The organism is Ideonella margarita, from assembly GCF_038066635.1.
Taxonomy (GTDB): domain Bacteria; phylum Pseudomonadota; class Gammaproteobacteria; order Burkholderiales; family Burkholderiaceae_C; genus Ideonella; species Ideonella margarita.
The window spans coordinates 154,607-179,137 of sequence record NZ_JBBUTI010000006.1 but is presented as its reverse complement, the minus strand read 5'-3'; the positions used below and the strand labels follow the sequence as shown (position 1 = coordinate 179,137).

General features: G+C 65.2%; 20 protein-coding genes. 11 read left to right on the top strand and 9 right to left on the bottom strand.

The genetic code is table 11. The features are described from left to right. Window positions 1–28 precede the first annotated feature (28 nt). Window positions 29–3,073, top strand: a complete 3,045-nt coding sequence (locus tag AACH00_RS10160) for an ATP-binding protein (protein ID WP_341399008.1) — start codon at window positions 29–31, stop codon at window positions 3,071–3,073. Here the strand turns inward: AACH00_RS10160 and AACH00_RS10155 are convergent. The 3 genes from AACH00_RS10155 to AACH00_RS10145 are packed head-to-tail and all read right to left on the bottom strand — an operon-like array spanning window position 3,066 to window position 6,639. Continuing rightward, the gene (locus tag AACH00_RS10155) at window positions 3,066–4,616 is read right to left on the bottom strand and encodes a M48 family metalloprotease (RefSeq protein ID WP_341399007.1); all 1,551 of its coding nucleotides are present in this window, start codon (window positions 4,614–4,616) and stop codon (window positions 3,066–3,068) included. The genes AACH00_RS10160 and AACH00_RS10155 overlap by 8 nt on opposite strands. After that, window positions 4,613–5,017: a hypothetical protein gene (locus AACH00_RS10150; protein WP_341399006.1), complete on the bottom strand. Its 405-nt coding sequence runs from the start codon at window positions 5,015–5,017 to the stop codon at window positions 4,613–4,615. The genes AACH00_RS10155 and AACH00_RS10150 overlap by 4 nt, the downstream gene beginning before the upstream one ends. Beyond that, window positions 5,014–6,639, bottom strand: a complete 1,626-nt coding sequence (locus AACH00_RS10145) for a CHASE2 domain-containing protein (RefSeq protein ID WP_341399005.1) — start codon at window positions 6,637–6,639, stop codon at window positions 5,014–5,016. Before AACH00_RS10145 ends, AACH00_RS10150 begins: the two co-directional genes overlap by 4 nt. Window positions 6,640–6,973: 334 nt before the next feature. Between AACH00_RS10145 and AACH00_RS10140 the strand changes: the two genes are divergently transcribed. From AACH00_RS10140 to AACH00_RS10130, 3 genes are read left to right on the top strand one after another with little or no spacing between them, the layout of a single operon-like run. Continuing rightward, window positions 6,974–8,131, top strand: a complete 1,158-nt coding sequence (locus AACH00_RS10140; protein WP_341399004.1) for a porin — start codon at window positions 6,974–6,976, stop codon at window positions 8,129–8,131. Between the two features lie 38 nt (window positions 8,132–8,169). Then, window positions 8,170–8,610 carry a type 2 periplasmic-binding domain-containing protein gene (locus tag AACH00_RS10135; RefSeq protein WP_341399003.1) on the top strand — a complete coding sequence of 147 codons (441 nt, stop codon included), beginning with the start codon at window positions 8,170–8,172 and terminating at the stop codon, window positions 8,608–8,610. Window positions 8,611–8,659: 49 nt separating this feature from the next. After that, window positions 8,660–9,109 carry a hypothetical protein gene (locus AACH00_RS10130; RefSeq protein ID WP_341399002.1) on the top strand — a complete coding sequence of 150 codons (450 nt, stop codon included), beginning with the start codon at window positions 8,660–8,662 and terminating at the stop codon, window positions 9,107–9,109. A 37-nt stretch (window positions 9,110–9,146) separates the two neighbouring features. Here the strand turns inward: AACH00_RS10130 and AACH00_RS10125 are convergent, their stop codons facing one another. Next, the gene (locus tag AACH00_RS10125) at window positions 9,147–9,563 is read right to left on the bottom strand and encodes a DUF2177 family protein (protein ID WP_341399001.1); all 417 of its coding nucleotides are present in this window, start codon (window positions 9,561–9,563) and stop codon (window positions 9,147–9,149) included. Between the two features lie 258 nt (window positions 9,564–9,821). Between AACH00_RS10125 and AACH00_RS10120 the strand changes: the two genes are divergently transcribed. After that, the gene (locus AACH00_RS10120) at window positions 9,822–10,508 is read left to right on the top strand and encodes a type 1 glutamine amidotransferase domain-containing protein (protein ID WP_341399000.1); all 687 of its coding nucleotides are present in this window, start codon (window positions 9,822–9,824) and stop codon (window positions 10,506–10,508) included. Window positions 10,509–10,588: 80 nt separating this feature from the next. Next, complete coding sequence (locus AACH00_RS10115; protein ID WP_341398999.1) at window positions 10,589–11,191, top strand: TetR/AcrR family transcriptional regulator; 603 nt, start codon at window positions 10,589–10,591, stop codon at window positions 11,189–11,191. 267 nt (window positions 11,192–11,458) lie between these two features. Here the strand turns inward: AACH00_RS10115 and AACH00_RS10110 are convergent, their stop codons facing one another. From AACH00_RS10110 to dnaA, 5 genes are all read right to left on the bottom strand, one after another. Further along, complete coding sequence (locus AACH00_RS10110) at window positions 11,459–11,902, bottom strand: hypothetical protein (protein WP_341398998.1); 444 nt, start codon at window positions 11,900–11,902, stop codon at window positions 11,459–11,461. A gap of 552 nt (window positions 11,903–12,454) precedes the next feature. Beyond that, a complete protein-coding gene (locus AACH00_RS10105; protein ID WP_341398997.1) occupies window positions 12,455–13,285 on the bottom strand; it encodes a hypothetical protein in 831 nt (276 codons plus the stop codon). A 486-nt stretch (window positions 13,286–13,771) separates the two neighbouring features. Further along, on the bottom strand, window positions 13,772–16,357 hold the full coding sequence (gyrB, locus tag AACH00_RS10100; protein ID WP_423221919.1) for a DNA topoisomerase (ATP-hydrolyzing) subunit B: 2,586 nt from the start codon (window positions 16,355–16,357) through the stop codon (window positions 13,772–13,774). Window positions 16,358–16,466: 109 nt separating this feature from the next. Next, window positions 16,467–17,594, bottom strand: coding sequence for a DNA polymerase III subunit beta (gene dnaN, locus AACH00_RS10095; RefSeq protein ID WP_341398996.1), 1,128 nt, complete (start codon window positions 17,592–17,594; stop codon window positions 16,467–16,469). Between the two features lie 103 nt (window positions 17,595–17,697). Beyond that, the gene (dnaA, locus tag AACH00_RS10090) at window positions 17,698–19,356 is read right to left on the bottom strand and encodes a chromosomal replication initiator protein DnaA (RefSeq protein WP_341398995.1); all 1,659 of its coding nucleotides are present in this window, start codon (window positions 19,354–19,356) and stop codon (window positions 17,698–17,700) included. Window positions 19,357–19,621: 265 nt separating this feature from the next. Here dnaA and rpmH point away from each other — a divergent pair, with 265 nt between their 5' ends. The 5 genes from rpmH to AACH00_RS10065 all read left to right on the top strand — a co-directional run bounded on the left by rpmH (window position 19,622) and on the right by AACH00_RS10065 (window position 24,519). Further along, window positions 19,622–19,759 carry a 50S ribosomal protein L34 gene (gene rpmH, locus AACH00_RS10085; RefSeq protein WP_210805824.1) on the top strand — a complete coding sequence of 46 codons (138 nt, stop codon included), beginning with the start codon at window positions 19,622–19,624 and terminating at the stop codon, window positions 19,757–19,759. Between the two features lie 13 nt (window positions 19,760–19,772). Then, window positions 19,773–20,276, top strand: coding sequence for a ribonuclease P protein component (rnpA, locus tag AACH00_RS10080; protein WP_341398994.1), 504 nt, complete (start codon window positions 19,773–19,775; stop codon window positions 20,274–20,276). A gap of 41 nt (window positions 20,277–20,317) precedes the next feature. Then, window positions 20,318–20,647: a membrane protein insertion efficiency factor YidD gene (yidD, locus tag AACH00_RS10075; RefSeq protein WP_341398993.1), complete on the top strand. Its 330-nt coding sequence runs from the start codon at window positions 20,318–20,320 to the stop codon at window positions 20,645–20,647. Further along, window positions 20,644–22,311 (top strand): membrane protein insertase YidC, encoded by a 1,668-nt coding sequence (gene yidC / locus AACH00_RS10070; protein WP_341398992.1) that lies wholly within the window; start codon window positions 20,644–20,646, stop codon window positions 22,309–22,311. Before yidD ends, yidC begins: the two co-directional genes overlap by 4 nt. Before the next feature lie 192 nt (window positions 22,312–22,503). Beyond that, entirely contained in the window at window positions 22,504–24,519 is a 2,016-nt protein-coding gene (locus tag AACH00_RS10065; protein ID WP_341398991.1) for a DUF945 family protein, read from the top strand. Window positions 24,520–24,531 lie beyond the last annotated feature (12 nt).

Genomic DNA, 24,531 nt, shown 5'->3' with positions numbered 1-24,531 from the left:
GGCCGAGGCTGCGACACTCGGCTTCAACATGCTGATCTTGTTGACAGGCCCGGCCTGGGCGCCGGCTGACGCGCCCCCGCAGCCCCTGCCCCTGACGGTGCCGGCAGCCTTGCTGCTGGTGCTGGCCACCCAGGCCGGCTGGATGACGCGCGAAGCGCTGGCGCTGGTGTTCTGGCCCGACGCCACACCCGCCGATGCGCTGCACCACCTGCGCATCAACCTGCACCGCGCCAAGCAGTTGCTGGCGGGCTGGCATCAGGTCGAGGCTTTGCAGTCGGAACGTGCCCGCGTGCGGCTGGTGCTGCCCTCAGACCTGTCCGCCTTGCGCGCCGCGCAGGCGTCTGGCGACAGCGCCGTGTTGACGCGGATGTCGCCCGGCGGTTGGCTGCAAGGCTGGCGGCTGTCGGGCTATGCCGGCTTCGCCCAGTGGTGCGAAGACACCCACCCCGCGTTGCAGGTCGAGTGGCTGGAGGCTTGCCGCCGGAGCCGTGAAGCTCCGGCCGGGCTGCGCGCTGCGGCGGTGTCTGCGTCAAGGTCAGCATCAGCATCAGCATCAGCATCAGCGATGGCGGATGCGCCTGAAGCGCCACATGCAGCGCCGGTGTCGAGCGTCGCCGCCAGCGCGGGTGTCGGCGATGCCGCTCACGCCCCACCCGGCCGCGCGCACGAACTGCAGCACCTGCTGCACAACCCGACCGCAGCGGTGCTGCTGCTGGGTGAACCCGGCGCCGGCAAGACGACGCTGCTGCAAGCCGCCTTTCCCGGTGTGCCGCTGCTGCGCGGCCTGGAAGGCCTGCACGCTATGCCTTACCGGCCGCTGCTGGATGTGCTGCGCAGCCACATCGCCACCCTGGCGCGCCTGGTGCAAGACCCCGCTCACCCGCTCCGCCCTTATCGGCTGGACCTGGCCCGCATGCTGCCCGAGCTGGCCCCGGAAGAGGCCTTGCCGCCGCTGGACGCCATGACCGCCCGCACCCGGCTGGTGGAGGCGCTGACGCGTGGCTTTGAAGCGCTGACACCGATGCTGCTGGTGGACGATCTGCAGTGGTGCGACACCGCCACCGTGGAGTGGTTGCTGATGCTGGCCCACAGCGGCCGGCTGCCCTGGCGCGCCGCAGCCCGGCGCCATGAAGTGAGCGAGGCCCTGCAGGCCAGCCTGGACGGCCTGCAAGCCGCCAACCGTCTGGCCGTGCAGGACGTGGGCATGCTCACGCGTGAGGCCGTGGCGCAAGCCTGTGCCAGCCGCTGGCCGCACCTCGCGCAGGACGCCGGCACCCTCGACCGCCTGCATGCCTTGAGTGGCGGCAATGCCTTCCTGCTGGGCGAGCTGGTGAAAGCCGGCCTGGGCGCCGAGGACGATGACCTGCCCGGACCGGTGCATGTGCGCATCGCCCGCCTGGTGCTGCAGCGGCTGGAAGGTTTGCCGCAGCCCCTGCGAGCCGCCGTGGAGCAATCGGCTGTCTTTGTGCAGCCCGTGCCGGCCGCGGCCTTGATCAAGGGGCTGGATACCCGAGACGACGCCGCGCTGGCGATGTGGACGCAGCGCCTTCAACGTGCCGTGGCCGCCGGGCTGCTGCGCGAGGACGGTGGCGGCCGCCTGGTGTGCAGGCACGATCTGGTGCGCCAGGCGGTGGCCCAGGCCCTGCCGGCGATGCACCGCGCGGCCCTGCACCGGCACGCAGCGTTGTGGCTGGCCAGCCAGAGCCAGACCGGCGACGAGCCGCCCGACGCGCTGACCATCGCCGAGCACTGGCGCTTGGCGGGCGATACCCAGACCGCGCTGGCCTGGTGTCACCGCGGCGCCGAGCAACTCAAGGCGCGCGGCAGCTTCAGCGCTGCCAAGGCCTTGTGGCGCGAGGTGGCGGATGCGTCGCTGGATGCCACCCAGAGCCTGCGCGCCCAACTGGAGCTGGCCGCCTGCGACCTGTTCGAAGACCTGGCCCGCGGCGAGGCCGCGCTGGAGGCCGTGCAGGCCCGACTCGGCGCGGTGGCCGACCCCGAACAGCACCGCCAGATCGAGGCCCGGCTGCGCTCTGCCCTGGTCGACAACCGCGTGTTCGCTGGCGACATTCCGCGCGCGCAGGTGCATGCCCTACGCCTGCGCCAGTTGCTGCCCGCCTTGCCGGTGGGTGAACGCGTGGATGCCATCGAGGTGCTGATCGAGCTGGCGATGCGCGAGCCCGACATCCCCGCCGCCTGGGCCTTGCTGGCGCAGCTGCGGACCCACGCGCCGCAGCGGCCGAGCCTGTTGAGCTGGGAGGGGCAGATCCACTGGTTCGGTGGCCAGGTGCAGGCTGCGCATGACGCGCTCGCGAGGCTGCTGGAGCGCCACCCCGAATACTGCAGCGGCATCACGGTGGAGAACGACCTGGCCGTGATGCTGCACGCCCTCGGCCGCATCGGCGAAGCCGAAACCATGGCGCGCCGCAGCCTGAAGAGCTGGGCTGGCGTGGCCCACACCGAAACCCTGTCGCTGCTGGTACTGGGCCTGGTGCTGGCCAGTGCCGCACGTTTCGAGGACAGCGACGCTGCACTGACGCGTGCGCTGCAGATGGCGCGTGAGCAGGCCAGCCCCGGCTTCGAGGCCGAGGCGCTGGTGCGTCGCGCCCGCCTGATGCTGCTGTGGCAACGGCCCGCCGACGCGGCCCTTGCGCTTGACGAGGCGGCACCGCTGCTTGCCCAGAGTGCCGAGCCCCTGCGTGTGAGCCAGCTGCTGCTGGCGCAGGTGCAGGCAGCGCTGGCCTTGCAACAAGCCGTGTCGCCCGCGTTGCTGGAGCGCCTGCAAGGCCTGGCCGTGCGCAGCAGCCACCCGCTGGTGCATTGGCGCGCCGCGCGTGCGTCGTTCGAGCTGGCCCGCGCCGCCAATGACGCGGCTGAGGCCGCACGGCAGGCCGAGCAGATGGTGCAGTCCGCCCGGCGCGGCCAGCTGCACGAGGCGCTGGCCGAGTCGCTGTTTCTGCAGGCGGCATTGCTGCGCGACGAGCCCGCCGCGCGACGCTGCCGTGCCGAGGCAGAGTTGCTGGTGACCCGGCAGGGGCTGGCGGCGCTGGCAGCGCTTTACGCGCTTACTTGAACATCTTGTCCAGCCGCTTCTCGACGCTCTTGGCCATGGCCGCGTCGCGTGACTTGCGTCGCGCCAGCTCTTCCTGGCGCTGCTGCACGTTCTTGGCGGCCCAGGCGCACATCTCGGCGAAGGCGGGCTGGAGCATGCACTTGAGGTTCATCTGAACCACGGTGGCCGAGTTCTTCACCTGAAACAGGCTCTGGCCCATCGTCACCTGGTTGCGTGGCAGTGTGTCGATCATGTCGCTGCCCTCGCGCTGGTCTTCGATGGCGTCGGGCAGCAGCTCGGCGGGGGTATCGAAGCGCGCGAGGCCGGCCTGCAGCGTGTCGGCTGAATCGGCCAGCAGCCCCAGGGGCTTGCGCTGGACATGGGCCAGCATGCGGTAGGTGCGGAACGACGCGTCGGGCGCTGACGTGGCTGCCTTGAGCAGGCTGACCTTCCTGGCCGGGTCATTGTTGATGTCGGCCGCAGCGGCCAGGCCCATGGCCGTTCGGGGTGGTGCAGGCCGGCGGTTCAGCTCTTGCGTCAGACGCGCAGCGGCTTGCCGTGCGTCTGTCTCCGTGCCCTCGAAATAGGTGATGGCCAGCAGGTACTCAGACTCGGCCGATTTGAATTCCGGGTTGTTGAGCACGGCCTTCCAGCGATCGGCCTGACCCGTGACCGGGCGTTGCCGCGGCAGGGTGAGGGCGAGCTGGCGCGTGCGGTTGATGCGCTCGGCAATCGGCGGGTGGTTATCGACGCCGGTGCCTTCTTTCGCAGCAGGCGCGTTCGCAGGCGGTGGGGGCTCTTTGCGCTTGGCGCTGCGCTCGACGGACTCGATCCGGTCGAGAAAGGCCTTCACGCCGGAGACATAACCAAACCCCATCGCGTGGGTGGTTTGCAGGGCGAAGGCGTCGGCCTCGTATTCCTGGTCACGGCTCCAGTTGGGCAGCAGGATTTCTGACCAGCCGGCATCCATGATGGTCATGGTCCAGGTGTTGTTGACCTTGTACTTGGCGGCCCAGTAATTGGCCGCCAGGGTGGCGTAGTGCGCCGCGGTGCCGATGCGGTTCTTGGTCACCAGGTGCTCGCGCACCAGATGGCCGTATTCATGCGCCAGCAGGGCGGTCAGTTCGGCCTCGCTGTCGATGCTCTTGAGCCAGCCCAGATCAACGGCGATCAGGCCGCTGGCGGTGGTCGCCGCGTTGTAGCTCAGCTTGGGGCGAATCACCACCTTGGCAAAGACCGGCGGCTGCGGCCCGGCGGCCTGCACCTTGCGCATCTGCTCATCGAGGAAGGCCTGCGCGACCGGAATGTCGGCCAGGCCCCAGGCCATGCCTTGCAGGCGTTGCAGGTCGGCGCGGCGCTCGGTTTCTGCATCCGTGGGTGGAGGTGCTGCGGACGCGGCAGCCTCCGGACTGTTCGGTGCCGTGGTGGATGCGACGGTCTCGGGCGCACCCGCTGGCCGCAGCGGCGACGCCAGCGGCATCGACGCATTGCAGGCACTGAGCAAGCTCACGGCGCTCAGCCCGAGCAGCGACAGGCCCGCCAGGCGTTGAAGGGCCGTGGTCATTTGCAGCCCGACGAGGCACCCTGGATCGACGCCGTCTTGACCGGCCGCTGCTGGTCCTTCACGCAGTTGAACGCCACGGCCTTGTTGATGGCCACTTCGGCGCCATCGAGCCAGACCTCCTTGCCGTTGAGCTTGACCTTGAGGAAGTCGCCATCGACCTCCATCACGGCCAGCGGAAAGCCCAGCTCCTTGGGGTCGAGGCGCGTCTGGGCCTTGTTGTCGTAGGCCTTGGCATACAGGCTGACCTTGTCGACGCCCTTGAGCACCGCCACCACCTGGTCGGTGGTCTGTGTCTGGTTCTGCGTCTGGGCCTGGACACTGGCCAGCAGGCCGCACAGTGCCAGGCCCATCAGGCTGTGGCGCAGGCGTGCGTTGGCAGAACGAAGGAGCGGGTGCGTCATGATGCGGCCTTGGTGTCGTGAGGGGCTGATGAGGTGCCGGTGGCGGCGGGTGTGACGGCGGTGGTGTCTGCCGAAATCGCGGACGCTTTGGACTGCTCGTGCGCCGCCACTTCCTCGGTCGATGCGAACACTTCGCCAAGCAGGCAGAAGGCCAGCGCAGACGAGTAGCCGAACACCGAGATCCAGAACACGTTTTCCAGCAGCAGGCTCATCGGCAGCGCCACCATCAGCGCCAGATAGACCCGGCCGAACCGGCCAAGCAGGGCGCGCAGTTCGGTGACGAAGTGGCTGCGGTGATGGGTGTGGACTGCATGATGTGCGGCCTCAGGCGCCTGTGCCGGCGACGCGGCTGCCGCCCGACGCCATGTCCTCAGGCAATGCCTGGCCGCTGCCAGCACCCTGCGGATGCGGTGACGCAGAAAACGCACCACATCCTTGAGCAGCAGGGTGAGCAAGGCCATGCCGAACAGCGCGCCCAGCGTCATCGGCCACTCGGCCTGGTGGCCCAGGCGACCACCGATGTTCGTGCGCCGCCAGCTTTCGCCATAGCGGATCAGGTTGTCGGCGGCTTGCGCGTGCAGGAAGACGCCGGGCAGGTCGCCTTGCAGTGGCGAGGCGATGAAGTCGTTGGGGTCGAACGAGCCGCCGTACAGCACGGCGCGCTGGGTCATGGCCTCGGCCAGCTGCGACGCCTGCGCCTGGGTTTGCGGCCCCGTGAGCGAGGAAGCCTCGATGCTGCGATGGGCGGGGCAGAAGGGACGGTTGTCAGCCGGAATCTGCAGCAGACGCAAGGCGACCTGCCGCAAGGGAATCATGTCTTGCCAGGCGGCTTCGCGGCAGTAGTGGCCGTCCGCGTTGGCGTCGGCATGGGTATTGGCCTGTGTGTCCGCGTGGGCCTCCGTGGCCTGGTGGGCAGGTGCCGGCGCTTGCCAGCGCGGGCCGTTCGAGGCCGGACCCGTGCCCCAGACCAGACCCATCGTCGGGTCGTGCGCATGCTCGTCCAGCAGGGGCTCACCACGCAGGTGCCGGGCGATCGCCAATGCGGCGGAGTCCAGCTCCGTGTCGCCCACGGTGGCCTTGAGCGGGTAGGTCCAGGCGATGTGGTCGATCGGCGAGGGCACATAGGTCACGCTGACCTTCTCGAAGCACCGTTGCCCGTCGCTGCCGCGCAGGGCCTCCAGCTCGGGCCGGAGCAGGCCGTTGGCGGCTTCCGAGCCCGCGGCCATCAGCACCGGAATGCCGTCGGCCTTGAAGGCGCACAGCGTATCGCCGAGCTGGCTCAGGGTGTCATCGGCCCGGGGCGCCTGGAACTGGAAGTCGATGAACAGCACCTTGGGCTTGGCGCGACGCACACGCTCAAGGATGCGCGCATGCTGCCCGTAGCTCAGTGGCCAGCCGTCGCGTGAGCGGGCCAGGGTTTGCGCGCCGATGTCCACCACCAGCAGTTGATCTCGGGCCGCACGGGCCTCATCGCCCAGCGCGTTCGTGAACGCGTTGTACGGCACGAACATCCGCGCCGCGGCATGCCGGAAAAACTCGCTCTGAAGGGAGGCGTCCGTGATGAATTCAGTCACCAGCGCCGTCAGCGACACCAGTGCCGCCATCCACAACTTCCCCTTCATTCGCCGTTCCCCCCGGAGGACCGGCGCATTGGGCAAAAAGCCGAGCCGATCTGGATCATTGATGTTTGCAACAAGTGTAAACACAGCAGCCCGGGCAGCTGTATGACGGCATCCCTGTATCGGAGCGGGGTGCCGCGCTTTTCCAACAGCCTTGCCTCCAGCCGGTTGATGCGCCTCATCGTCCGCCAGAACAGAGGGCAAAACCGTCTGCTTATCCGGCGATGCCGCAACGCCTTGCGTTCAAGAATCGATCGACCTTTGATGTTGTCGTGCCTGCCCGTTTGTCTTTTTCATGCACGTACATCTGCGCATCCACCCGTCACTGGAGAACGACATGGTCCTGGCTCCCGCATCAACGACCGCTGGCATGGCGGCACTGTCCCCGGTACGGGGCCTGGCCGCCCTGATGGCTGCCGGCCTGTTGTGTCCCGTTGCTGCGCAGGCACAGGAGGTGAGTACCTCGGGCTTTGCCTCGTTGGTGCTTGGCCGCACCTCGGGTGGCTGCACCAGCAGCACCCTGGCGCCTGCCTTCAGCAGCAACTGCACCCGCTACATCGCCGATTGGGGCCATGCCGGCGTGTATGACGAAGACGCCAGCGTGCGCCCCGAGACGCGGGCCGGTCTGCAGGCCACGGTGAAATTCAATCCGCAGCTCAGCGCCACCACCCAGGTCACGACCCGCACCGCCAAGGACCAGGCACTGAACCTTGAATGGCTCTACCTGAGTTACCAGCTCAGCCCGAGCGTGACGCTGCAACTCGGCCGCAAGCGCCTGCCGCTGTATTACTACTCCGACTTCCAGGACGTGGGCTACGCCTCCAACACGGTGCGCCCCAGCCCTGACGTGTATGGCTGGGACGTGGTGAACTACAACGGCGCCAGCCTCAGCCACTCGATGGAGGTGGCGGGTTGGTCGGTGCGCAGCGAGGTGATGCTCGGCACCGAGAAGAGCCGCAAGAACCCGTACTCGCGCCTGTTCTATGAAGAGCCGAAAGACGTGAAGTGGGGCGGCATTGGCGGCACCACGGTCGAGGTGTCGAAAGACTGGTTCACCGCACGTTTCAGCTATGCCCGCAGCAACTTCGCGCAGACCGACCACGCCACCGGGGTGGTGGAAGTGGCGGCCGACGGCCCGAAGCAGGACTTCATCGGGCTGGCCTTGAATGCCGATCTGGACGACTGGACCATCCGCAGCGAGCTTGGCCAGGCCAAGCGTGAGTCGCTGGGCTACAAGGCGCGTTTCCATCTGCTGACGGTGGGCTACCGCATCGGCCAGTTCACCGTGACAGGCGGCTTGAGCGGCTACGACGAAACCGCCTACGACAGCGCCTACAACCCGCTGAAGCTCAAGAGCCAGTTGCTGGCGCTGCGCTACGAGTTGCACAAGGGCGGCGCGCTGAAGCTGCAGATCGACAAGGTGAAGGACAACAGTGCGGTGACCAGCGTGGGCAACACGCGCCTGATTTCCGGCGCCTACGACCTGGTTTTCTGAGCGTGCCGCCACGCCTTTCCATTTCCCCGGAGTACCCCATGACCCAACGTTTCAACATCAACAAGCCGCGTGTGTTTGCCGCTGCTGTGTTCCTGAGCCTGTGCAGCCTGGCGCAGGCCGAAGTGGCCGTGATCGTCAATCCGAAGAGCTCGCTCGGCACCCTCACGCCAGACCAGGCCGCCAGCCTGTTTCTGGGAAAGTCGGTGACGCTGCCCAGCGGCAGTGCCGTGGCCCTGACCGACCTGCCCGACAGCAGCGCCGTGCGCGAGCAGTTCTACAGCAAGGCCGCGGGCAAGACGAGTGCGCAGGTCAAGGCCGCATGGTCACGCCTCACGTTTTCCGGCAAGGCCACACCCCCGAAGGAACTGGCCTCCGCCGCAGACGTGAAGAAGTACGTTGCGGCCAACGTGGACGCCATCGGCTACATCGAGAAAGCCGCCGTGGATGGCAGCGTCAAGGTGGTGTTGACGGTGGAGTGAGTGCGCGGGCGCGCGATACTCAGCGCGTTCAACTCATTCACCGATGCCCATGTCGACGCTGATCAAGTCATTCTCCGCTGCCGTGATTTCTACCGTTCTGGCCGCATCCGCATTCGCCGGCCCCAAGGCCGACGCGCTGGGTGCTTGCCTGGCTGACAGCACCACGGGCAAGGAGCGCAAGGAACTGGCGCGCTGGATCTTCGTCGGCATGTCGCAGCACCCGGAAATCAAGGCGCTGGGCAACGTCAAGCCGGCCGACATGGAGGCTTCCTCCAAGGCCATCGCCGGCATCTTCGGCCAGTTGCTGGGGGAGCGTTGCACCGCCCAGACCAAGGCGGCCGTTCAGGCGGAGGGCAACCAGGCGCTGGAGATCGGCTTCGGCATGCTGGGCCAGATGGCCATGCAGGAGTTGATGGCCGACTACGCCGTCAAAGGCGCGTTGTCTGATTTCCAGCGCTATGTGGACCCGGCCAAGGTGCAGGCGGCCACAGGGCGCTGAGGCCCGCAGTTCAAGCAGCTGGTCAGGCGGCCTGTAACTACGCCCGCGTCGCCCAACCAAGCGCTGCCTTGCCGCCGGCCGCCGAGGCCGTGCTCACCACCGTGCCCCAGGCCATGTCGATCAGCGTCAAGCCGAGCGGCCAGTTCTTGAGGGTGGCCAGGTTGGTCAGGTCGTAGGTGCCGTAGGCCACCAAGCCCAGCAGCGCCGCCATGCCCAGCGTTTCGGCCCATCCGCGCGGTGCGGCCGGCGCCAGTTGGGGCGCGACTGCCAGCAGCACCACCCCCAGCGCGTAGAGCATGTAGAAGAGCACGGCCACCGGCACGATGGGCTGGTCGGTCATCAGGTGGCCGATGCCTTGCTGGTACAGCGGCTTGGCGATGACGCCCAGCCACAGCAGATCGAGGGCCACCATCACGGTGGCGGTGCCGGCGTAAGCGGCGAGATAGCGGTTCATCGCGGCAGCTTACAGGCGCAAGGCGACAGATGGTGTGGTCCACCCCACAGTCAAGCGCAATTCAAGAAACCGCTCAAAATCACTAGACGACCGGTCTAATTTGGTTTATCGTTGCACCATGCCTTGCCAAGGACAGCCCGCAAAGCCGATCTGACCGCAGCGCGACCTGCCGCACTTCCGAAGAAGTGCATTTTTTGGGCTCGGCTACTAGACGACCGGTCTAATTCACATCCAATTGCTCACCTGACGGAGAAAATCATGAAAGTTTTGATGGTTCTGACTTCCCACGACCAACTCGGCAACACCGGTCAAAAGACCGGCTTCTGGCTCGAAGAGCTGGCAGCTCCGTACTACGTGTTCAAGGACGCGGGCGCTGAGATCGTGCTGGCCTCGCCGCTGGGTGGCCAGCCGCCGCTGGACCCGAAGAGCAACGAGCCCATGTTCCAGACCGAGCAGACCCGCCGGTTCGAGCAAGATGCCGACGCCACCGCCCAACTGGCAAGCACCGTTCGCCTCGACACCGTCTCGCAGGCTGATTTCGATACGGTGTTCTACCCGGGCGGCCATGGCCCGCTGTGGGACCTGGTGGCTGATCAGCACTCCGTCGCGCTGATCGAGTCCTTCATCGCCGCAGACAAGCCGGTGGCGCTGGTGTGCCATGCGCCAGGCGTGCTGCGCGATGTCAAGGCGGCCGACGGCCGCCCGCTGGTGGCGGGCAAGCAAGTCACCGGCTTTACCAACAGCGAAGAAGCGGCCGTGGGCCTGACGGACATCGTGCCGTTCCTGGTTGAAGACATGCTGGTGGCCAATGGCGGCGCTTACACCAAGGGCGATGACTGGGGCTCGTACGTCGTCGCCGACGGCCTGCTGATCACCGGCCAGAACCCGGCTTCGTCGGAAGAAGCCGCCAAGGTGCTGCTGAGCCACCTGGCCGCCAAGGCCTGAGCGGACGGCCGGCTTGATCAACCGGGCCCGGCGTGGCCCGGTTCCAAGACGACCGGTCTAGTCTCGATTAGCATGACGCCATGGCTACCAGCAACAGCGCAAGCACCGACGTTCGCAGCGACATCATCGCCGTCGGCCAACGGATCATGGCCACCAAAGGCTACTCCGGGGTCGGCATCAACGAGATCCTGACGACGGCGAGCGTGCCGAAGGGCTCGTTCTATCACTACTTCGCGTCGAAGGACGCGTTCGGTGAGGCCATGCTGGTGGCTTACTTCGAGCAGTACCTGGCCGCGATGGACAACACGCTGGGTGGCAGCGACGCCCCTGGCGCACAGCGGCTGCTGGCCTACTTCAACGACTGGCGCAGCACCCAGTCATTGCAGGAGTGCCAAGGCAAATGCCTGGCCGTGAAGCTGGGAGCCGAGGTGGCGGATCTGTCTGACACCATGCGCGCCGCCATGAAGCTGGGCACCGACGGCATCGTCAGCCGGCTGGCGCAGGCCATCCAGGCCGCGCGAGACGACCAGTCATTGCCCGCGGGCGCCCCACCTGCCGAACTGGCGGAAAGCCTGTATCAGCTCTGGATGGGCGCAAGCGTGCTGGCCAAGGTGGCGCGCAACGCCCGGCCGTTTGATGCGGCGATGGCCAGCACGTTGCGGCTGCTTGGGTTGCAGGGCTGATTGACTGGGTGACGCACTTCCATCGAAGTGACGTACTTAAGGGTCGAGCTACCGTAGGGCGCTAGAGCAATTACTCCGACGCCCTCGGTAACCCGCGTAGGGCGCCAGAGCAACTACTTTGGCGCGCACGGTAAATCAATGACTTAGCGATACCGGCGCTACACGCTGCAGTGACGACGCGCCCAGTTACTGCGACTGACCTATCAGTGCGCCAGAGTTGTTGTGATCTTTGTATGGGGTAAATACGCGGCGCTTGACTATTTTTGTTCAATGTAGAACGCCGTGCGAAGTATTGCCGCCGTCTTCGATCAAGAGCTGCAGTTGAAAGGATTTAACCGGATGGAATATTCCAGCAACTCCATACACTGAAAGTGCCTCCTTCAGATCGTTCAGCATTTCACTGCTCGCCCATTCCAGCGCTGGTCGTCGATCTATTGATACCAACCTGGTTTTTGCATGCAGGACGCCTTCAGCGTCAGTTTCAGAGGATATGTTTTCAACTTTGACATCAAACACTTTCCCACCCCAGTAAAAAGCCCAAAACCTTACGTTTTGCGCTCCGCCCGGGCTGTAGGACAAACGATGAATTAAGAACATTCCCCTCGACCTATCAACAGTCCATTGAGAAGGTTGGGAGATATAGAAGCCTGAGTTTTCCTCAAAGCTGTGTTGGCGCTTGTCGGCCTCAGGGATAATTTCGTTGACGAACACGCTTCCTCCGATTCAAAGTCAGAGAGCCACCCCAATCTACGCATTGAATCGCCTCGGATTTCCTGGACACAGGCGAGCTGTTGGGAATAGCGTTGTTTGAACTGCGCTGCAGACTGGCCTGGTGTAGTCGATTGACGCCGCGCGAGCTTCCAGCACATCTCAATGTAGTGGAACACGTCCGAGCGGGAGTTCTCGCGCGCGAGGTAAGCCTGTTGTCCGATGCATTCACGCTTGGGCAACTGGCGGAGGCTCTCGGTTGTTGACGATCGAGTGCGACGGCCCCGTACAGCCCATCATGTGTGGCGATCGCCAACACCTTCAAGCACCCAGAGCAAACTCATCCCGAGGCTCGGCGACTGGAAGTGTCCGACCCGTCAATTTCAAGACGCGGAACGCGCTGAATTTGGTGCCGGCGAAGTTCTGCTCGTCCAGGCCGCCGAGAGCTGCTGCCCGAGCAAAAGGCTCTCCACGACCTTCAGGCACGTATCGGTAGGCCAGTCGCAATTACTTTGGCGCCCTACGATTTCGCATACGTCAAGACCATAGGCATATTCAATTTCCTCGAAGGTTGTTTGGGTAAGATGAGGACGAGGCGGATTGGCCTGCCGCTTGCCCATCCACTTGAAAGCTGGAAATTACTCGAGACGCGGCGCCCTGAATGCCCTTCCAGTCACAGAGCATGCCGCGACGATACACGAGATATACCCGAGCATGCATATGGGGCTCTAGATCAAAGTGATGCTTGCAAGGTACCGCGTGGTGTAGGTTGTTGCGACACCTAATTAATGTTTTTACGTTGCCTGCAGCGTCGCGGTCTACGAATATATCCTCGGCGGCGGGATTGTCACGATTAGACACTCCATTCAATCGGCCATAGTCCGGAACATAACTTTCAAGTCCGCAAGTTTTTTGGCTGACAAGCCGATACGGAGCTTTCGTGGCGAAGTCTGGCTCTCTTAATATCCCTGCTGCAATGCGCTCAATTCCACCGGCGCCGTGATACAGTTGCCCCGCAATTAGCCCGACGAAAATCCAATGCGTATTGCCGGGTGAACTAGACGCTTTGTCCTTGCGTGCCTCTTCAGTCCCTGGGCCGGACATGTCGGGATAGCGAAAATCGAAGCCGAAGCTGCGCAGTTTTGAAGACGACGACCGCACCGGGGCTTTGGGAGGAGTGCGCTCCATAATACCGGGGTCGTCGTCATACTCAACAGACTCTGCAAATTCAAGCGGAATCCGAACAGGTACGCCGCCGAGATCGCCGCGCACATAGACCGCGTCCTTCACAGCAAGTGCGCTCGACCCGGTATCGCCACACGCCGCTAGTGCGATCAGAGCGAGTGCAACCAGTGCCCATCCTGCTCGCAAAGTGCCAAATTTCATTTGAGGTGTTGATGATTTCCACCGATTGACCCGCGTGGATCGCGTCGGTTTGACCCATCGAGTTGGATCCATTGTCGTTTAGAAGAATCGCAATCTGCTGGGTCAATGTTGACTACCAGCGAAGATGTAAATTGGATCAATCAGACGCGACCCTCAACACATAGCCGCTAGGTCGTAAGTCCAAATATGCCTTAGGCAGGGGTGTTGCCTGCTTCCGTCGCCACCGCGTGCAGACCGAGGCAATCCGCTCCACCAGTCTGGGCGACCGGGTGGGGCGGAACGATCACTTTGGCAGTGGCGCGGAGCTATGTAGCGTTTACAGCCCCGTCTGGCTAGTCTGCGCGGGCTAGCTAGCGGCATCCGACAAGAGATGCTGAGCCGGCCTCCGCAAGGCCTTCGTAGGCCAGTCGCAACAACTAGCGTCCGCCAGTCGCAAACGAGTGGCGCCAGTCGCAATTACTTTGGCGCCCTACGCCGACAAACCCATCAAGCATCAATATTCGCCGCCCTCAGCGCATTGGTCTCGATGAAGTCGCGACGCGGCTCCACCTCATCGCCCATGAGCATCGTGAAGACCTTGTCGGCTTCGATGGCGTCTTCGATCTGCACGCGCAGCAGGCGGCGCACGGTCGGGTCCATCGTCGTTTCCCAGAGCTGGCTGGGGTTCATTTCGCCCAGGCCCTTGTAGCGCTGGCGGCCCACGGCGTTTTCGGCCTGGGTCATCAGCCAGGCCATGGCTGCGCGGAAGTCGGCGCCGACCTTGCTTTCTTTCTGCTTCTCTCCTTCGCCGCGCTTGACGACGGCGTCGGCCGTCAGCAGGCCCTTGAAGGTGCGGCCGGCCGTGGCCAGGGCTTCGTAGTCACCACCGTGCACGAAGTCCGGGCTGATGGTGCTGCTCTTGATGTTGCCGTGGTGGCGGCGGCTGATGCGCAGCAGGTGCTTGTCGGTGCGCTCGTCGAACACCGCGTCCACTTCCGCGTCATGCAGCATGGCCTTGAGGGCGGCTGCGCTGGTTTCAGCTTGCGCCAGGTCGTCGAGGTTCAGCACCAGGCCGTCGCTGATGGCGCGCAGCGCTTCCACGTCCATCCAGTTGCTCAGGCGGTTGATGACGTTGGTGGCCAGCACGTAGGCGCGGGCCAGCTCGTTCAGTGCATCGCCTTGCAGGGCGGGCTTGCCGGCGCCTGGCTCGATGATGGCGCTGTCGAGCGCCACCTTCAGCAGGTAGGCGTCCAGCTCGGTGCCGTCCTTCAGGTACTGCTCGTGCTTGCCTTGCTTGACCTTGTACAGCGGCGGCTGCGCGATGTAGATGTGGCCGCGCTCGACCAGGTCCGGCATCTGGCGGTAGAAGAACGTCAGCAGCAGGGTGCGGATGTGGGCGCCGTCAACGTCGGCGTCGGTCATGATGATGATGCGGTGGTAGCGCAGCTTGTCGGGGTTGAAGTCATCGCCCCCCATGCCCTTGCCGATGCCGGTGCCGAGCGCCGTGATCAGCGTCAGGATTTCGTTCGACGACAGCAGCTTTTCGTAGCGCGCCTTTTCCACGTTCAGGATCTTGCCGCGCAGCGGCAGGATGGCCTGGAACTTCCGGTCGCGGCCCTGCTTGGCCGAGCCACCTGCGGAGTCACCCTCCACGATGTAGATCTCGCACATTGCCGGGTCTTTTTCCTGGCAGTCGGCCAGCTTGCCGGGCAGGCCCATGCCGTCGAGCACGCCCTTGCGGCGCGTCATTTCGCGGGCCTTGCGGGCGGCGTCACGGGCGCGGGCGGCGTCAACGATCTTGCCGCAGATGGTCTTGGCGTCGGTCGGGTTCTCCAGCAGCCAGTCGGTCAGCAGGCGGCTGACGATGTCTTCCACCGGCGCGCGCACTTCGCTCGACACCAGCTTGTCCTTGGTCTGGCTCGAGAACTTCGGCTCGGGCACCTTCACGCTCACCACGCAGGCCAGGCCTTCGCGCATGTCGTCGCCGGTGATGTCGACCTTCGCCTTCTTGGCGATCTCGTTGTCTTCGATGTACTTGTTGATGACGCGGGTCATCGCGGCGCGCAGGCCGGTCAGGTGGGTGCCGCCATCACGCTGCGGAATGTTGTTGGTGAAGCAGAGCACGTTCTCGCTGAACGACTCGTTCCACTGCATCGCCACTTCCACACCGACGTTGGTGCCCTGGTCGCTGGTCTTGTCGCCCACCGCGTGGAAGATGTTCGGGTGCAGGACCTTCTTGCCCTTGTTCACGAACTCGACAAAGCCCTTCACGCCGCCGGCGTAGGCGAAGTTGTCTTCCTTGTTGTTGCGCTCATCGACCAGGCGGATCTTCACGCCGTTGTTCAGGAACGAGAGTTCACGCAGGCGCTTGGCCAGGATGTCGTAGTGGAACTCGTTGTTCTGCTGGAAGATTTCCGTGTCCGGCAGGAAGTGCACTTCGGTGCCGCGCTTGTCGGTGTCACCGGTGATGCGCATCGGGCTGGTTTCCACGCCGTCCCGCACTTCGATCAGGCGGTCTTGCGGCACGCCCTGCTTGAAGTCGATCTGGTGGATCTTGCCGTCGCGGCGCACCATCAGGCGCAGCCACTTGGAGAGGCCGTTCACGCAGCTCACGCCCACGCCGTGCAGGCCGCCCGACACCTTGTAGCTGTTCTGGTTGAACTTGCCGCCGGCGTGCAGCTCGGTCAGGGCAATTTCAGCGGCACTGCGCTTGGGCTCGTGCTTGTCGTCCATCTTCACGCCGGTCGGAATGCCGCGGCCGTTGTCAGTGACGCTGATGGAGTTGTCGGTGTGGATGGTGACGACGATGTCGTCGCAATGGCCGGCCAGGGCTTCGTCGATGGAGTTGTCCACCACTTCGAACACCAGGTGGTGCAGGCCGGTGCCGTCGGACGTGTCGCCGATGTACATGCCCGGGCGCTTGCGCACGGCCTCCAGGCCTTCCAGGATCTGGATGCTGCCTTCGCCGTAAGCCGCTGAGGCCTCCGAACCGGTGGACACCGTCTGGCCTTCGGCGGACGGAATGTCACGGCGGGTGACGCCGTCGTCACCAGGCTGCTGGCTGTCTTGCGGAAGGTTTTTCGGGTCGCTCATGGCTTCGGATCTGCTGGTTGGGCCCGCAGCCGGTGGTGCCGGCGGACCCCTTTAAAAACGGCTTGGCGGGCCTGAGCCCGCCGGTGTGTCTTCGAGGTGTGTGCTGGCCTCAGATGCGCATCGGCATCACGACGTACTTGAAGCCGGCCTGTTCCGGCACCGTGACGAGGGCGGCGGACGAGCCGTCGTGCATTTCCAGACGCACCATCTCTTCACCGATGTTCGCCAGGGCGTCCATCAGGTAGGTCACGTTGAAGCCGATCTCGATGCTCGGGCCGTCGTAGTCGATTTCCAGCTCTTCCTTGGCTTCTTCCTGCTCGGCGTTGCTCGACGCGATGCGCAGCGCGCCCGGATCGATGTTCAGGCGCACGCCCTTGAACTTCTCGCTGGTCAGGATGGCCGCGCGCTGCAGGCTCGACAGCAGGGCCTGACGGCCCAGCGTGATGATGTTCTTGTGGTTCTTCGGGATGACGCGGTTGTAGTCGGGGTACTTGCCCTCGACCAGCTTGGTCACGAACTCCATGCCGCTGAAGCTGAACTTGGCCTGGTTGCCGGCAAAGCGCATCTCGATCTGGTCGGCTTCGCCGTCCTTGGCGTCCTTGCCGTCCTTCAGCAGGCGCATCAGCTCCAGCACCGTCTTGCGCGGCAGGATGACTTCCTGCTTCGGAATGTCGGTTTCCAGCTCGGCTTGCGCCAGCGCCAGGCGGCTGCCGTCGGTGGCCACCAGGGTCAGCGTCTTGCCTTCGGCCACGAACAGGATGCCGTTCAGGTAGTAGCGGATGTCGTGGACGGCCATGGCGAAGTGCACCTGGTCGATCAACATCTTCAGGGTCTTCTGGGGCACGCTGAAGGCCGGGCCGAAATCAACGGCCTCGTTCACCAGCGGGAAGTCTTCCGACGGCAGCGTCTGCAGCGTGAAGCGGCTCTTGCCGCCCTGCAGCGTCAGCTTGTTGGCATTGGCCGTGAGGCTGACGACCTGGTCACCCGGCAGGGTGCGCAGGATGTCGATCAGCTTGCGCGCACCGACGGTGGTGCTGAAAGAGCCGGCGTCGCCGCCCAACTGGGCCGTGGTGCGCACCTGGATTTCCAGGTCGCTGGTCGTGAATTCGATGCTCTCGCCCGTCTTGCGCACCAGCACATTGGCCAGGATGGGCAGGGTGTGACGCCGCTCGACGATGCCGGCCACCGCTTGAAGGGCGCCCAGCAGGTTGTTTTGTGCGGCTTTCAGAACAATCATGTCTTCCTCTTTCAGCGTTGCCGTTCGGGCGGTCAGAAGGCCCTGCGAGGCATTTTCGCCTGTTTTTCACAGGTTTCCGCGGCACGGTTTCCCGGGGCCGTCTTCAACCCTTCAGCGTTTGCTCCAGCACGTGCAGTTGCTGGTTCAACTCGGTGTTCTTCTGGCGCTCGCCACCGATCTTGCGCACGGCGTGCAGCACGGTCGTGTGGTCGCGGCCACCAAAGAGCTCGCCGATCTCCGGCAGGCTCTTCTGGGTCAGCTCTTTCGCCAGGTACATGGCAATCTGGCGCGGGCGGGCAATGCTGGCCGGGCGCTTCTTGCTGTACATGTCGGCGATCTTGATCTTGTAGAAGTCCGCCACCGTCTTCTGGATGTTCTCCACCGAAATCTGCCGGTTCTGGATCGACAGCAGGTCTTTCAGGGCCTCGCGGGCCAGATGGATGGTGATTTCCTTGTGGCTGAACTTGGCGTAGGCCAGCACCTTGCGCAGCGCACCTTCGAGCTCACGCACATTGGCGCGCACGTTCTTGGCGACGAAGAAGGCCACGTCCTCGGGCAGCGGCGTGCCTTCAGCGCGCGCCTTGCTCAGCAGGATGGCCACGCGCATTTCCAGCTCCGGCGGCTCGATCGCCACCGTCAGGCCGGAGTCGAAGCGGCTGGTCAGGCGCTCATCAATGTCCACCAACCCCTTCGGGTAGGTGTCGCTGGTCATGATGATGTGGGCCCGCTTGGCGAGCAGCGCTTCGAAGGCGTTGAAGAACTCCTCCTGGGTGCGCTCCTTGCCGGCGAAGAACTGCACATCGTCGATCAGCAGCAGGTCGAGCTGGTGGTACTTGGCCTTTAGTTCATCGAAGGTCTTGCGCTGGTAGTTCTTCACCACGTCGGTGATGAACTGCTCGGCGTGCAGGTACAGCACCTTGGCGTTCGGGTTGTCGTGCAGCAGGGCATTGCCCACGGCATGCACCAGGTGGGTCTTGCCCAGACCGACGCCGCCGTAGATGAACAGCGGGTTGTACATCTGGCCCGGTGCGCCTGCCACGTGCAGGGCGGCCGTGCGGGCCATCTGGTTGGCGCGGCCGGCCACCAGGGTGTCGAACGTCAGGGCCGTGTTCAGCCGGTGGCGGTTGATGACCGGCGGCGTTGGCAGCGTGCTGGCCTTGACGATGCGCGGTGCGGCAGGGGCTGGCGGCGTGGCGGCCTGCACGGCGGCGGCCAGTGCCGCGGCCTTGGCGGCAGCGGAGCCGGCTTCGAACAAGGGCGCCTGGATGGGCGTCGCGGTGTCCGCGGGGGTCGTCGCGTCAGGGACGCTCAATGCTGGCGGAGTGGCAGGCACGGCGGCGGTGGCGGCAGCCGGACTGCGAGCCAGCGGGCGGCTGGCCGCCGGTGCCGCTTGGGCGGCAGCAGCCGCGGGCGCCACGGAAGCCAGAGCGCCAGCCAGCACGCGGGCGGCGCTGTTCGGGCGGGCCGGCATCGGGCGCGGTGCGGCCACGGCGCCGGCTTCTCGCGGGGCCAGGGTCAGCTCAAGACGGGTCGGCACGCCGGCAAGTTCGGTCAGCACGTTCTCGATGCGCGTGCTGTATTGCGACCGGATCCAGTCGAGCTTGAATCGGTTGGGCACACGAAGAGACGCCACCGCACCTTGCTCACCGTCATCTGAAGCGATGTCGGCAGGCGGCAGTGGGCGAATCCAGGTGTTGAATTGCTGTTCAGGCATCTCGGCTGCGAGTCGTTCGCAGGCGCGCTGCCACAGGTCAGGGCTCATTGTGGACAAGTTCTTATCGAGCGGCCGGATTCTACGCATGGAAGGGGGGCTGCTGTCCATGGTTATCCACAGTTTTTGATCCAAGGACAAACCCGGCACCTGCCCACACCCTTGCAAGACCTTTGTTTGACGCCTGTGGTCTTTTTTGCTCTAATCGTGGGTTTCCCGGATTGGGCGGGTGCGGCATGGCCGTGCTTGCGCATTTCAGCACCAGGCGGCGGTTCAACCGTTAACTGCCGCATTCAACCCCTACAAGGTAAGAAAAATGAAGCGCACCTATCAGCCTTCCAAGGTCCGTCGCGCCCGTACGCACGGCTTCCTCGTCCGCATGAAGACCCGTGGTGGCCGCGCCGTGATCGCTGCGCGCCGCGCCAAGGGCCGCAAGAAGCTGTCGCAGGTCTGATCCCAGACGCACCATGATCGGCCGCATCGTGCGTCCGGCCGATTTCGAACGCGTGCTCGCGGCGCCTCAGCGCTCGCGAAGTGCTCACTTCGCTGTTCACTACGTTGCTGGCGTGCCCTCGCGGCCGAACGCAGCGTTGGCGAAAGCCGCCCCGGAAGCAGTTATTCCAGGGTTGTCACCAGAGTTATCCACAGACCAGGCCGGTGCAGCATGCACCATTGTGGATGAGTCCGGCCACTGGCTGGGTCTGGTGGTGCCAAAGCGGCATGCGAAGCGAGCAGTCACCCGCAACCTGATCAAGCGTCAGGTGCGCGCCGCGATGGCGCGTCACGCTGCTGAACTTCCCGCAGGTTTGTGGGTGGTTCGCCTGCGTGCGCCCTTCGACCGCCAGCAGTTTCTCAGCCCGGGTTCTGACCATTTGCGTGCCACGGCACACGAGGAAGTCGACGTGTTGTTTGACCGTGCGGCGCGTTCGCCGCTGCCTCCCGTGCCCTATCGTCCGCGTTCGCGGACCTGATGGCGCTTGAGTTCGGCCGGCTGATCCTCATGTTCCGCGCCATGCCTGCACTGCCGCCCCTGCCTCCGCTGCGCCTCTGGCCGCGCCGGGGGCTGTCCGCGTTGGTGCATGGCTATCGCCTGTTGCTCAGCCCCTGGCTGGGCAGCAATTGCCGCTTCGAGCCCACCTGCTCCCGCTACGCGCTTGATGCGCTGGCGGCGCACGGGGCCGCAGCGGGCACTTACCTCGCGGCTGGCCGCATCCTGCGGTGCCACCCCTGGTGCGCCGGTGGGTGTGACCCGGTGCCGGCCCAGCGGCCGCGCCTGTTTCGGCACTTGTTTGCCGATGCCACCGATTCTTCTTCCCTGACTTCTTCCGGGCCTTTGCCATGACCGATATGCGCCGTACCCTGCTTTGGGTGGTGTTCACGATGTCGCTCGTCCTGCTGTGGGACGCGTGGAACAAGCACAACGGCCAGCCCACGCTGTTCGGTGCGCCGATCGCCGTTGCCGGCGCGTCGGCCCCGGGCAGTGCTCCGGCGGGTGTGCCTGCACCGGCGGCTGCCGCCGTGGCGGGCCCTGCGGGCGCGATCGCGGCCGCACCGGCCACCGCGCCGAGCGAAAAGTTCGACGTCACCACCGACGTCTACAAGCTGAGCTTTGACGCCCGCGGCGGTGATCTGGCCCGCGCCGAGTTGCTGAAGTTCAAGGACGACATCGACCCGACCCGCCAGGTCGTGCTGCTCGATGACAGCAAGGACCGCGTGTATCTGGCCCAGACCGGCCTGATCCCGTCGGCCGGCGGCGCAGCGCTGCCGACGCACTTCACCCAGCTCAAGGCCCTGCCGGGTGAGCGCGTGCTGAAGGACGGCGTTGATCAGCTGGAGGTCAAGTTCGAGTCGCCCGAAGTCGGCGGCGTCAAGCTGATCAAGACCTACACGCTCAAGCGCGGCGACTACACCATCGGTGTGAAGCACGAAGTGCAGAACGTGGGTGCCGCTCCGGTGCAGCCGCAGCTCTACCTGCAATTGCTGCGCGACGGCAATGCGCCTCCCGGTGGCTCGTCGTTCTACTCCACCTTCACCGGCCCGGCGCTCTACACCGAAGCCAAGAAGTTCGAGAAGGTCGAGTTCAAGGACATCGCCAAGCGCGCCGAAGGCGAGAAGCCTGCGCACCAGACCTCGGCCAACGAAGGCTGGATCGCGATGGTCCAGCATTACTTCACCAGCGCCTGGCTGGTGGCTGATGGCAGCCCGCGCGAGTTCCGCACCAGCAAGGTGAAGGACAACCTGTTCTCGGTGGCCATGGTGCAACCGCTGGGCGTCATCGCCCCGGGCGCCAGCGTCGCCAACGAGGCCCGCCTCTACGTCGGCCCGCAGGAAGAGTTCAAGCTGGCTGCCCTGGCCCCGGGCCTGGAGCTGGTGAAGGACTACGGCATGTTCCACCTGCTGTCCAAGCCGCTGTTCTGGCTGCTGACCCAGCTCAACGCCCTGCTGCACAACTGGGGCTGGTCGATCATCGCCCTGGTGGTGCTGCTGAAGATCGCCTTCTACTGGCTGAATGCCAAGGCCTACAAGTCGATGGCCAAGATGAAGGCCATCAACCCGAAGGTGATGGAGCTGCGCGAGCGTTACAAGGACGAGCCGCAGAAGATGCAGCAGGAAATGATGCGCATCTACCGCGAGGAGAAGGTCAACCCGCTGGGTGGCTGCCTGCCGATCTTCATCCAGATGCCGTTCTTCATGGCGCTGTACTGGGTGCTGCTGTCGACGGTTGAAATGCGCGGCGCGCCGTGGCTGGGCTGGATCACTGACCTGTCGGCCAAGGATCCGCTGTTCATCCTGCCGGTGCTGATGACCGCCTCCAGCCTGTTCCAGGTCTGGCTGAACCCGGCTCCGACCGACCCGATGCAGGCCAAGATGATGTGGATCATGCCGCTGGCTTTCAGCTTCATGTTCTTCTTCTTCCCGTCCGGCCTGGTGCTGTACTGGCTGGTGAACAACATCCTGTCGATCGCCCAGCAGTGGGTCATCAACAAGCGCCTCGGTGTGAACTGACACCGCGTCAGCTCGGCTGACCTGAACCCCCGCACGCCTGCCCGGCGGCGGGGGTTTTTTCTTGTCTGGCGCAGGCTGCAGCGACTGTCATTTTTTTTACATTTCTTGAGGTTCGGGCGACTGACCTGCTCAATTCATCCGCTCCGGTGACGACTGCACGGGCCACAACCCCACCCCGAAGAGGAGCAGATCATGGCCAACAAGACAGTGTTCATCGCGGCAGGTGCCGTCGGCCTGGCAGCAGCTGGCTGGCTGGGCGCGGCCGTCGTCGTCGGCCAGCGTGCCGAAAGCGCGCTCAAGGAATTGCAGGCTGCGCCCACCCAGCCGGGTGGTGGTCTGCGCATCACGCGGCTCAGCCATGAACGCGGCCTGATCGGATCGAAAGGGCAGCTGGAGCTGAGCTTTGAGCCCGGCTGCGCCGCCGAGGCGGGCGCCGATGAGCCGGTGACGATGAAGGTGGACTACACCATGTCCCACCTCGTGCTGCCCACCTCGCTGACCCGCTTCGACTGGCAGGCTGCGCCTTCGGGCACCTCGGCTGATGAACTCAAGGCCTTGTTCGGCAGTGCCAGCGCGCTCACGGGCACGGGCGCGGTCACGCTCGGCGGCGCGCTGCGCACCGACATGGCACTGCCCGAGCTGTCGGTCAGCCGCGCCGGTGAGGCGATGCAGATGTCGCCGTCCAAGGGCTTCATCACCGTCAAGGACAAGGCCTTCGCCTTCGGCTGGAAGGTGGACCGGCTGGTCACCCGCGGCAACGGTGAGGCGGTCGAGATGAAGGACATGGCGATCGACCTGGACCTGAAGAACCGCTACCTGGGCACCGGCACCGCCAGCCTGACCATCGGCAACGTGGCGATCGGCATCGGCTCCCTCGAAGGCGTCTCGTTCAAGTCGGAGGCCAGCGAAAACGGCGATCGCCTGGACATGACAATCACCCCGTCCATCAAGCGCCTGCAAGGCAATGGCGTCGACCTGTCGGATTTGACGATGGAGCTGGCCGCCAAGGGCATGGACACCCGCAGCGTCGAGACACTGACCACCGTCTTCCAGGCCACCTGCGGCCTGCAGAGCATGACCGCCGCCGAGGGCAAGCGGATGCGCGATGCGGCCGTCACCTTGCTGACCCGTGGCTTCTCGATGGGCATTCCGAAGCTCGCCGGCAAGGGCGCTGACGGCGGCATCCAGGGCTCGATGATGGTTGAGCTGGCACCGGCCAAGGGCGGCACGCCCTCGCTGGCGGAGCAGCTGAAGTCCTCGGGCCAGCTGAATCTGACCGGCAAGCTGCTGCCCCAGGACAAGCGCGACATGGCCATCGCCATGGGCTTCGCCGTGGCGCAGGGCGATGGCTTGCGTGCGAGTTACGACTACGGCGTCGGGCTGCTCAAGGTGAATGGCCGTGCGCTGGATGCGGGCAGCTTCCAGGCCGGCCTCAAGCAGGCGGACATGGCCCTCCAGACCGCGCTGACGCAATGGGGCTCGATGTCCAACCCTGCCGTGGCGCAAGCCCCGGTGGCCGCACCAGCCCCCGCCGAGCCCGCCATGCCGGCCGCCCCGGCCGAGGCCCCGCCGCCCGCACCCGAAGCTGCGCCGGCGCAGGCGCTGGCCCCCGCCACCGCACCCACCATGGCCCCCGTTGCCGCACCGGCAGCTGACTGTGCGGCGCTGGGCGCCTGCTTCCAGCAAAGCCTGGCCGCAGCCCGCCGCGACGACATCGATGCCGTGCGCCGTGTCGCCAGCCGGATCGACAACCTGCCCAAGCCCGACATGGGCAACCGCGCGGTGTCACGCCAGCTCAACACGGCCGGCCTCGACGCCCTCAAGCGCGACGACCTGGCCGAAGCCGTGGCCAAGTTGCGGCTGGCGCTGAAGGAGAACCCGCGCGACGTGGAAGTGGCGGGCAACCTTGGCTTTGCCATGGCCAAGGCTGGATTGGCGGCCGAGGCCATCGACGTGCTGCAGACCGCTCTGGTGCTCGACCCCCGCCGCAGCTCCACCTGGACGCCGCTGGCCGAGGCCCTGGCCCTGAGTGGCCGCGCCGACGATGCCAAGGCCGCGCTGTGGGTGTCGTTCCAGTGGTCGGGCAACCGCGACAAGTCGCTGGCCTACTACGAGGACCGCGCCGCCAAGGAAAGCCGGGCTCCGCTGCAGGCCCTCTACAGCCACATGAGTCGCGTGGCCCAGCAGCAAGTGGCCGCCGGGCGCTGAAGGATCGTCGAC